Source organism: Secundilactobacillus collinoides DSM 20515 = JCM 1123 (assembly GCF_001435975.1).
Taxonomy (GTDB): domain Bacteria; phylum Bacillota; class Bacilli; order Lactobacillales; family Lactobacillaceae; genus Secundilactobacillus; species Secundilactobacillus collinoides.
Window position 1 is genome coordinate 1 of sequence record NZ_AYYR01000112.1, and the last position, 10,666, is coordinate 10,666.

The window sequence follows — 10,666 nt, forward strand, 5'->3', positions numbered from 1 at the left end:
GTTGATATGCCCTGCACTTTGTGAAACAAAACTTTGTTCAGTTTTCAAAGGTCTACTTAGCTGACTCCCTTTCGAATCAGCTATTTAATTGTATCTCGCTGTCTTTAACGTGTCAATAATAAGTTTGAAAAACTTTTTTCAAACTATCGCTGATCCGTTGAAGCAACTTTATAAGAATAACATGGTGACGAATCTTCGTCAATGTTTTTTTATAAATAGTTTGAATGGATATTCAATCAACCGGAACATACCACTCGTTTGCCTCAGTGACAACGCTAATAACTATACCAGCTTCCAAAGTCAGGGTCAATACTGTTTGCCATTTTATTTCAAAAAAACGCATAAAAATAAGAGCCAGGCTAAATTCTTAACCTGACTCTTACTTTAAACGATTAATTATCCGTTTTATTCTAGTCTTCTTGACGCATTGTTGGGAACAACAAGACATCGCGAATTGAATCTGCATCCGTTAACAGCATGACTAAGCGATCAATACCAATCCCTAATCCACCTGTAGGCGGCATACCATATTCCAAGGCCTCAATGAAATCTTCATCAATACCCTCAGCTTCATCGTTACCCGCTTCACGTTCTGCCACTTGTGCTTCAAAACGTTGCCGCTGATTGATAGGATCATTCAGCTCAGTAAACGCGTTCGCAAACTCGTTACCAGTAATATAAAGTTCAAACCGGTCAGTAAACCTAGCGTCATCTGGGTTCTTCTTTGCTAATGGAGAGATTTCCACTGGGTGGCCATAGATAAAGGTTGGCTGTTCCAACTTATCCTGAACCTTCTCTTCAAAGAACGCGTTGATAATATGACCAACTTTCCAATAGGATTCGTAGTGAATACCATTGTCATCAGCCAACTTCTTTGCGGCGTCATCGCTCATTTTCGGCCAGAAATCGACACCAGTATATTCCTTGATTGCATCGACCATATGAACCCGAGCAAAGTCCTTATTAAGATCAATCGTGTGTCCTTGAAATGAAATAACACCATCATCAGTGACTGCTTTAGCAGCTGCTTTAATAATGCCTTCCGTTTCATCCATGACATCATGAAAATCAAAGTACGCCACGTACGTTTCAAGCATGGTAAATTCAGGGTTATGACGCGTATCCATCCCCTCATTCCGGAACACACGCCCAATCTCGTAAACACGCTCCATCCCGCCAACAATCAGACGCTTTAAATGCAATTCCAGCGCTATCCGCAGATAAAGGTCAATATTTAAGGCATTGTGGTGAGTAATAAATGGTCGTGCGTTCGCACCACCAGCTTGATTGTGCAAAACCGGCGTCTCAACCTCAGTAAAGTCTTCGCCATCCAAGTATGCCCGAATAGCGGTGATAATCTTACTGCGTTTCTTAAAACGCTCAAAACTATCAGGGTTCGAAATTAGATCCAAATACCGTTGACGGTAAATTTGTTCCTTATCTTGCAACCCATGGTATTTTTCAGGTAATGGACGCAATGCTTTAGATAGGAAGGTTAAGTGTGTTGCCCGAATGGTCAGCTCACCCATATCCGTTTTAATAATGTCGCCTTCGATACCCAAATGATCCCCGATATCAGAACGTTTGAAGATATGGTACACATCGTCACCCAGAATATCCTTACGCACATAAATTTGGATTCTGCCAGTCCGGTCCTGCAAGTCGGCGAAACCAACCTTACCCTTGCCGCGCTTTGACACCATCCGACCAGCAATCACTGCAGTCTTGCCAAGGTCGTTTAGCTCATCCTTATCCATTTCACCAAACTCATCTTGTAACTGTTGTGCCAGGTAAGTCCGTTCAAATCGATGACCAAACGGGTCGATCCCGTTTTCACGCAATTCATTCATCTTTTCGCGACGAACACGCATTTGGTCGTTCATTTCTTTATCTTTTCCAGCCACACTAATACCTCCATATTTAGTTCTACCTTTTTAATCATGCCAACCCTCAATAAAAAAAGCAAGCTCTTTTGCCTGCTTTTTGAGGATTTTAACGCCGACGTGCGGGTAAAGCGGCCAATTTGTCCAAAAACTGGTCAAACAAGTCAATCATTTCCTGTTCAGTTTCAGCGTTGTTCAGTGCTGCTTTTGTTCTGGCAGAATGGGAGATGCCTTTAAGGTAGTATGCTGCCTGACCGCGAAACTCTCGTGGTCCAACGTAGGCGCCCTTCAGTTCGACCAATCGGTGAAGGTGTTCCTTAGCCGTCTGGATTTTCTGAGCAGGACTCGGTTCCTCAATCAACTCGCCAGTCTCCAAGTAATGTTCGGTTTGTTTGAGCATCCAGGGGTTGCCCATGGCTGCCCGACCGATCATGACAGCGTCAGCACCGACATAATCCAGCATCCGCTTGGCGTCTTCCGGTGTTTTCACGTCCCCGTTACCCATAAATGGAATTGTTAACTCACTGGCAACATCTTTCAACACATCCCAATTAGCATGACCTTCATACATTTGTTTCCGGGTTCGGCCGTGCATTGCCAACGCAGACGCACCAGCCCGTTCAGCTGCTAAAGCATTTTCGACTGCGTAAACATGATCCAGATCCCAACCGATCCGCATTTTTACGGTTACCGGTTTTTTAACAGCATCTGTCACGTACGATACCATTTCATAAACCTTGTTTGGATCCAGCAGCCACTTCGCTCCGGCATCCGTTTTTACGACTTTGTTCACTGGACAGCCCATATTAATGTCAATAATATCCGCTGCTGTGTGCTGGTCGACAAATTTGGCTGCTTGAACCAGCGTGTCTTTACTACCGCCAAAGATTTGAATGCTCATCGGATGCTCAACAGCATCCACAAACATCATGTCTAACGTTTTTTGGTTATGGTACATAATGCCGCGATCTGAAATCATTTCACAGACTACTAAACCGGCACCAAACTCTTTACAAATGACACGAAAGGCCGAATTTGTGACACCCGCCATGGGCGCTACTACAACCTGGTTAGCAATTTTCACATCGCCAATTTGCCATTCCATATGCTCACCTCTTAAATCTCTTTACTGTGTTGTGATCGTTTTTTTAAACTGCGCTAGTAATAATAGCACATTCCTGCGTAAAATTGTACCCGACTTATTTTGCTTTTTTGCTGGCTAAAATGGTCTTCAGTTCATCTTCACTGAACTGATACTTGTTGCGGCAGAAATGGCAAACCGTTTCGGCGTGATGATCTTCATTAATGAGCGTTTCCAACTGATTGGTCGGCAGGCTGGCTAGTGCCTTCGCAAATTCAGCCTTTGAACAGTCACATTTAAACGCTACCGGCATTTTGTCCAGTAAATTAACATTGTCTTCTCCAAATAATAGGTTCAGCATGTCTTCTGGTTTCTGTCCGGCTAACAGTAATTCTGAAACCATTGGGACTTCTTTTAATCGTTTTTCCAAATGTGCAATCGCGTCATCCGAAGCATCCGGCATAACTTGAATTAAGAAACCACCCGCAACCTGAATTGAATTATCTTCGTTAACAAAGACCGAAACCCCAACAGCTGATGGAATTTGTTCAGACTGAGCAAGATAGAACGTGAAATCATCGCCGATCTCGCCTGAAGCGAGCGGTACCTGCCCAGTATAGGGCTGATCTAAGCCAAGGTCTTTGGTAACTGACAAAAATCCGTTCACGCCAACTGCTTTGGAAACATCAATTTTATGGTGATCGTTCAAAGGAAGGTTCACATGTGGTTCCTGCAGATAACCCTTAACCGTCCCCTTTGCGTTTCCATCAATAACAATCCCGCCAACTGGTCCGCCGCCATTAATACGAACTGTCATTGTTTCCTCACCTTTGAGGACAGATGAAGATAACAATAAAGTGGCAACGAGTGACCGACCAAGTGCTGCGGAAGAAGCAGCCCAGGTATCGTGCCGACGTTGCGCTTCACGAACCAGTTCGGTAGCATCAACTGCGTAGGCCCGGAACTGATCGTTGTCGACTAAACTTTTAATTAAATAATCTGACATGTTTTTGGTTTCCTCCTTGAATGCGTCTTGGATAGTATAACACAGAGTGCGGAAGAAGACGTTTAGAGGGCGGAGCATAAGGGCAAGATGGTATCAAGCCCGCCCTTGGCTTGATACCATCTTGCCCTTATGCAGGAGCCCTCTGCCTTCTGGAGCACGTTTCGACGCCAAATGAACAAGCGTCTAGGCAGACCGGGTCTGTAGCCCAAGTAACAATGACGAACAGTGTGCAGGAAAATAGCGATTGAAGGCGCCTTCCGGAGCACGTTTCAACGCCAAATGAGCAAGCGTCTGTGCAGACCGGGTCTGTAACCCAAGTAACAATGACGAACAGCGTACAGGATGCAGCACAATGCCAAGCTGAAAAACGCCAATCCACCACCCGATGCTGCCGAAACGGTTTGATTGACCATCACCCCGACTGTCTTTTATGTCAAACTAAAAAACCGTCAGCAATATCTGCTAACGGTTTTCAAGCTGTTAAGCCTGATGATCAGAATCGTCATCGTGAGGTTTATCAGAGGTTGATTCTTCGTCCGTTGAGTCCGGCTTTTGATCATCAGAAGGTTTTGATGCTTCTGTTTGGTCATCCGTCTTTTCATCGGCTGATTGATCAGTCTTGTTTTCTGTATCAGTTTCCTGTTCTTGATGACGCGCTGCTTCACGACGTTCAAGTTCACGCTTGGACTGTTCGAAAGTAGCGGCCTTTTCACTAGGAAATTCAGAATCATGATCTTTTGAAGGCATTTCGCCTGTGTTAAACAAGCTGAGAATTTGCTTTTCATCAAGCGTTTCGTACTTGAGTAAGGCTTGTGCAATCAGCTTATGCTGTTCAAGGTGTTCAGAAATGATCTTCTTGGCAGTTTCGTGACCCTCGTTCAAGAGACGACGAACTTCTTCATCGATGGCCGCAGCCGTTTCTCCTGAATAACTTGGACCGTATGGGTTGCCGCCCATTGATTGACCACTAGCACTTTCAAGCGCCACTGTCCCAACCTTTTCACTCATCCCGTATTGGGTTACCATAGCGCGGGCAATTTGTGTTGCCTGCTCGAAGTCGTTTGAGGCCCCAGATGATTCAGAGTTGAAGATGATTTCTTCAGCTGAACGACCACCCATCAACCCGGCGATTTGTTCCATGGCGTCCTTCTTACTCATGAGCATTTGGTCTTCACGCGGTAACATGATAGCGTATCCGCCAGCACGACCACGTGGCACGATGGTTACCTTATGAACGACCCGAGCATCATTTAAGACCAATCCAACGATGGTATGCCCAGCTTCATGGTATGCCACTGTTTCACGTTCCGTCTTACTAATGACCCGATTCCGCTTAGCTGGCCCGGCAATAACCCGGTCTTCGGCTTCATCGATATCGCCGGCGTCAATCGCCGTCTTATTACGACGAGCGGCCAGCAAAGCACCTTCGTTCAAAAGGTTTTCCAAGTCGGCACCAACGAATCCAGGTGTCTGCTTGGCAATTTCTTTCAAATCAACATCGTTCGCCAATGGCTTGTTCCGGGCGTGAACTTTAAGAATAGCTTCACGACCGTTGACGTCAGGACGGCCAACCAAAATCTTCCGGTCAAAACGACCAGGACGAAGCAAAGCCGGATCCAAAACGTCAGAACGGTTGGTAGCGGCCATCACAATGACCCCTTCGTTACCCGTAAACCCGTCCATTTCAACCAACAATTGGTTCAGGGTTTGTTCACGTTCATCGTGACCGCCGCCCATGCCGTTACCACGTTGCCGACCAACGGCATCAATTTCATCAATGAAGATGATCGATGGCGCGCTCTTCTTTGCCTGTTCAAACAAATCACGAACACGGCTGGCACCAACACCAACGAACATTTCAACGAAGTCTGAACCAGAAATTGAGAAGAATGGTACGCCAGCTTCACCAGCAACGGCTTTGGCCAGCAATGTTTTACCTGTACCGGGAGGCCCCTCGAGTAACACACCCGATGGTATCCGGGCACCCAGGGATATGAATTTCCTTGGATCCTTCAAAAATTCAACGACTTCGACAAGTTCTTGCTTTTCCTCTTCCTCACCAGCAACATCAGAGAAACGAACCTTATTCTCTTTGCTGTCAGCAGGCTTGGCCTTGGATTTCCCAAAGTTCATCACCCGACCATTGCCGCCGCCTTGGCCAGCTTGACCCATCATCATGTAGAAGAAGAAGATGAATGCAAGCAGTGGTACCACATACACCAGCAGATTGATCCAGAAACCACTAGATTCCTCCGCCTTTGTATTCATCTTGACGCTATGATCCCGCGCATAACGTGTCATTTCTTGAACGGACGAGTTGTTTTCCAAAATCGCCGTTGAGAAACTTGTTACCTTTGAACTTGTGCTCCCACCAAGAGTAAAGCCAGTCGTGGATTCTTTAGACTTTTGAGCAGTCCGATACTCACCGGTAACTTTGTAAACGCCACCGGACGGTTGAACGGAGAACTTTTTAATCTTGTTTTGCTTTAACTGTTGAATAAACTCACTGGATTGAATTTCTTGGGATTGCGAGTTTGAGTTGTTGCCTTGAAAAAAGTAAACAACCCCCATGATCAACAGGAAGATCACAATGTAAAACAGACTATTTCTAAAGAGTCCATTTCTCTTATTGTTCATTTAGTGCCTCCTTACTCACGGTTCCCGTAGTTAGGAACGAAACTAGGGATATTCCCTTGCTTGATAGTCAATATATTATCACATTTGACCTTGTTTGACTAATTATTTATTCGCATAAACTTCGGGTTTTAAAACACCCACATATGGGAGATTTCGATAGAATTCCTGATAGTCCAAACCGTAACCCACGAGGAACTCGTTTGGAACATCAAATCCGACGTAGTCTGCCTTAGCTTCCACCGTTCGTCCTTCAGGTTTATCTAGCAGCGTACAGATTTTAAATGACCGCGGATTCCGGGCTTCAAGCAGATTCTTGAGGTAAGCCAGCGTCCGACCGCTATCCAAGATATCTTCCACGATAATGACATCACGATCTTTAATATCAACACTGATGTCTTGTTCCAAAGTCACCTGACCACTTGAAGCAGTACCACCGTGATAACTGGACACATCAATAAAATCAATGTCAGCCATGAGGTCCATCTCACGTAACAGGTCAGTCATGAAAAAAATAACACCTTTAAGAACCCCGATAACCAGCGGCTTCTTACCCGCATAGTCCTGGGTCAGCTGTGCCCCTAATCGCTGGCACGCAGCTTTAATGTCATCCTGACTGTATAACACGCGTTCGATATCGTTATTCATCTTTTTCTCCTTTAATTTGGCAGTCTCAGTTGAATCTCGAACGTTTGGCCGCTTGACCGTGGTTCGCGAAAACTACGCTGAATGCCAACCAACCACAACACCTCACCCATGGCCGTTACCACCACTAACTGACGGTTCCGTTTTGCGTTGGGTATTTTGTGGTCGATCAAAAGACGGCGTACCGACTTATGACCACCTTGCTTCAATTGAATGCGATCACTGGGTTGCGCGTCACGCACGATCAACGGCAGTTCGGCTGACGTCAGCGTCACGGACATTCGATCATTGTCCGTTGTTGCTGGCCGGTCCGTTGCTATCAACCGGATTGTTAACCATTTTGTCACGTGAACCCACTGGTTAGATACTACCACATTTTTCATTTGCACACGTGGTTTTTCAGCAAGTTTTGCGTCATTTGTCACCGAAAAATAGGTGTACGTTTTAAGCAGCAGAAAATGATTTCCGAGGGCCACTTCTCCCTGTGGGCGCGACCCTGTTAACAATTGGACAATATCCGCAACGTGAGTCGCCGGTTCGGCACCCGCTCGCGTCAAAAACGCCTGAATAACTGGGCTCTGTAATGGCTTGGGCACAAGCTTAAAGCCGCGCACATCCCCAATTGGCGGCATCGTTGACACAGTCAGCCGGTCAACATACTTCGAGATTACTTCATCGCTTAACATCATCCTTGTATTCAGTTCATCCGCATAGTGTTGTACATGCGCTAAAAGCCGCGGATTTTCCCGTTTAAGTAAAGGTACCACCTGGTGACGCATACGATTGCGCAAAACATCATCATTCTGGTTAGTGGCATCCTCGTACCAGGTCAAACGCCGTGATTGCGCAAACAGTTTAAGTTCTGCCTTGCCATAATCCAGTAACGGCCGCACAAGTTGGCCATTGCCAAACGACTGACTGCGTTGAATGCCGCTCAATTGATGCAGATCTCCACCGCGAATAAGTTTCATCAATATTGTTTCCACTTGATCATCGCCGTGGTGTGCGGTCACTAAGACCGTCGCTTGATGTGTCAACATAACTCGTTTAAAAAAGGTGTACCGGAATGCTCTAGCAGCAGCCTCCATACCGGTCTTGGGATGGTCTGCAACTGGCCACACGGCTTGTTCAAACATTAAGTGATGCTCGACACAGTAGTCTTTTAAAAAAGCGGCTTCTGTACTGCTCTGTGCCCGTAACTGGTGATTAACATGGGCAACCACCAACCGGGGCCGATTTGCCATAGGTAACCGCATCAGCAGTGTCAACAGTGTCATCGAGTCAACACCCGTTGAGACAGCAGCCACAACCGTATCTTGACGTGAAAACCAGTGTTGTTCAGCAATCAAATGGTCGAAGCGTTGTTGAAGATCCATGTTGTCTCTCCTTTCAAATCCCCACTAAAAATAAAGAGCCGCTAAGCGAAACCCTAAATTGGATTTGCTTAGCGACCCGCGATTACTCAATGGCCAAATGAGTGTGATTGTCTTAAAATACCGACCAGTCCTCTTTCACCAAGGTTTTTTAACCTGGACTATCAGCAACTGAAGTCAGCGGTTCAAGGCCTAGCTGCGACGACCGCCACGACCGCCGCGCTTACCCTCAGTATTACGTTTAAGAGTTGCTAACCGGTCTTCGCTTTCCTTTAGAAAACCAGACATTAGATCGTCAAAACTCTCCTTATGGTTTGAGGAGTGGGCGTTGTGAGAACGGCCACCATTGTTGTTACTACGGTAATGATTATTACCGCCGTTGCCGCCATTATAATGACCATTATTGTCATGGTGATTATCACGGTGGCCCTCATGATGATTGTTATTATTATCGTGGTGATCACGCGAATGATGTTCATGATGGTCATGTTCACCTTCTGGGTGATCTTTTGCCTTGCGAATTGATAAAGCGATCTTGCCATCATCACCAATAGATAAAACTTTGACGGTGACTGTGTCGCCAATACTTAATACATCGTGGATATCCTTCACGAAGCCGTCAGACACCTCACTGATGTGAACCAAGCCGGTTTTGTGCTCACCTAAATCGATGAATGCACCAAAGTTTGTGATACCTGAAACCTTGCCAGCGACTTTTGTTCCAACCTCGATTGCCATAAAAAAGAATTTCCTCCTTAAAATATGTACTAATATTATAGCACAATTATCTAGAATCCAAATGGAACAATCCCATGAATTCTTAATCGTATTTTCATTATTAAGCTGTTAGCATCGGCAAAGAAGTGCTAACCCCAGTAGCTAACCTGTTTTCATAAAATGATTTGTTTTGTAACCGAATCCATTTTACGCCAATGAACCAAATAACTCAAAATTCCCGTTGCAGACAACCCCAATTAGCTGAGAATGAAACGTACTCGGTAAGTTGGGCTGGTGCGACGGGAATTAACTACTATTCATTTTGAAACCAACACGATCCTACTTGGCAGTAACGTCGCTGGCCTTATCTGTCGGCAGACTGTAAATCGTCTCACCAGACTTTGAATAATAGTATTTTGATCGAATTAACTTTTCAAGATAGGACTTGTTGTTCAATAGTTCAACGTGCTCTTGCAAGCGTGAGGATGTCTTCTTCGTCGAACCCAATCTGGTCTTGCGATTTGAGATTTGCTGGGTCGTTTCCCCCATTGCAATCTTCGTATGAATTATCTGGGCCCCTAAACCCAAAAAAACAACGATGAAAAACGCCGCCATAATCACAGCTCGTTTTCTTCTACGCTTGGCCAATAACTGCTTTGTCTCAGTGTGCGCAGCGGCAACCTGTCTTGTGTAATCATTATTAAGATGTGTAACGTTTCCCTTTTTTGCCATCTTTACCCCTCCCAGGAAAGTAGCTTTAAGATGAGTATAGCAACTCATCAAGCCCTTGTCCATACGGTTTAAAACGGATTCAGGAAAAGTTACAGAAATGTAAAATAAGCGTGTAGATAAAGATGTTAAAAAAGTGACACTTGGCGGATTTTGACCACGGAAGCTCGTACTAGGCTTTTGTGAGCGAAACCCGCTGGATTCAAGGCCTTGTTTTTCAGACGCCATTTCGACGCCAAATTAGCAGTGCGTCTGTGTTGATTTAGTCTTTAGCCGATAGAAAGGTCTCCCACTGGCTAAAAACCAGTGCTTCTCTTCTGAATACAGAATATGACACCACAAAAAGCCTTCTCTCTTAATTCATTAGAGAGAAGGCTATTTTTGTGATGTGCGTTAATTTAAAATATTAGTGCCAAGTGCCAAGGATTTGCACGATGAAGTGATTCGTAAAGCAGCATATTTTGGCTGCATCCACCTTTTCAGTCATTGCGACGTGCTCTTTGGCAACCTTGCCGAAACGAGTTACGCAAGGCAGAAGGCTACTGCAGAAGCGACTCTGGGCAGAAAAGTCAGACCCGGACTTTTCTGCCCAGAGTCG

Annotated in this window: 8 protein-coding genes; all 8 read right to left on the minus strand. The window is 45.3% G+C overall.

From position 1 onward, the window contains the following. Positions 1-410 precede the first annotated feature (410 nt). Complete coding sequence (lysS, locus tag FC82_RS14300; RefSeq protein WP_054760715.1) at positions 411-1,883, minus strand: lysine--tRNA ligase; 1,473 nt, start codon at positions 1,881-1,883, stop codon at positions 411-413. A 109-nt stretch (positions 1,884-1,992) separates the two neighbouring features. Further along, on the minus strand, positions 1,993-2,988 hold the full coding sequence (gene dusB, locus FC82_RS14305; RefSeq protein ID WP_056997343.1) for a tRNA dihydrouridine synthase DusB: 996 nt from the start codon (positions 2,986-2,988) through the stop codon (positions 1,993-1,995). Positions 2,989-3,082: 94 nt separating this feature from the next. Further along, positions 3,083-3,970, minus strand: a complete 888-nt coding sequence (gene hslO / locus FC82_RS14310) for an Hsp33 family molecular chaperone HslO (protein ID WP_056997344.1) — start codon at positions 3,968-3,970, stop codon at positions 3,083-3,085. Between the two features lie 480 nt (positions 3,971-4,450). Then, positions 4,451-6,607 carry an ATP-dependent zinc metalloprotease FtsH gene (ftsH, locus tag FC82_RS14315; RefSeq protein ID WP_056997345.1) on the minus strand — a complete coding sequence of 719 codons (2,157 nt, stop codon included), beginning with the start codon at positions 6,605-6,607 and terminating at the stop codon, positions 4,451-4,453. A 102-nt stretch (positions 6,608-6,709) separates the two neighbouring features. Next, entirely contained in the window at positions 6,710-7,252 is a 543-nt protein-coding gene (gene hpt / locus FC82_RS14320) for a hypoxanthine phosphoribosyltransferase (protein ID WP_056997346.1), read from the minus strand. Positions 7,253-7,263: 11 nt separating this feature from the next. Next, on the minus strand, positions 7,264-8,625 hold the full coding sequence (gene tilS, locus FC82_RS14325; protein WP_056997347.1) for a tRNA lysidine(34) synthetase TilS: 1,362 nt from the start codon (positions 8,623-8,625) through the stop codon (positions 7,264-7,266). A 189-nt stretch (positions 8,626-8,814) separates the two neighbouring features. Then, a complete protein-coding gene (locus tag FC82_RS14330) occupies positions 8,815-9,360 on the minus strand; it encodes a S1 domain-containing RNA-binding protein (RefSeq protein WP_054760650.1) in 546 nt (181 codons plus the stop codon). 318 nt (positions 9,361-9,678) lie between these two features. Next, a complete protein-coding gene (locus tag FC82_RS14335) occupies positions 9,679-10,071 on the minus strand; it encodes an FtsB family cell division protein (protein WP_054760652.1) in 393 nt (130 codons plus the stop codon). Between the last annotated feature and the right edge of the window lie 595 nt (positions 10,072-10,666).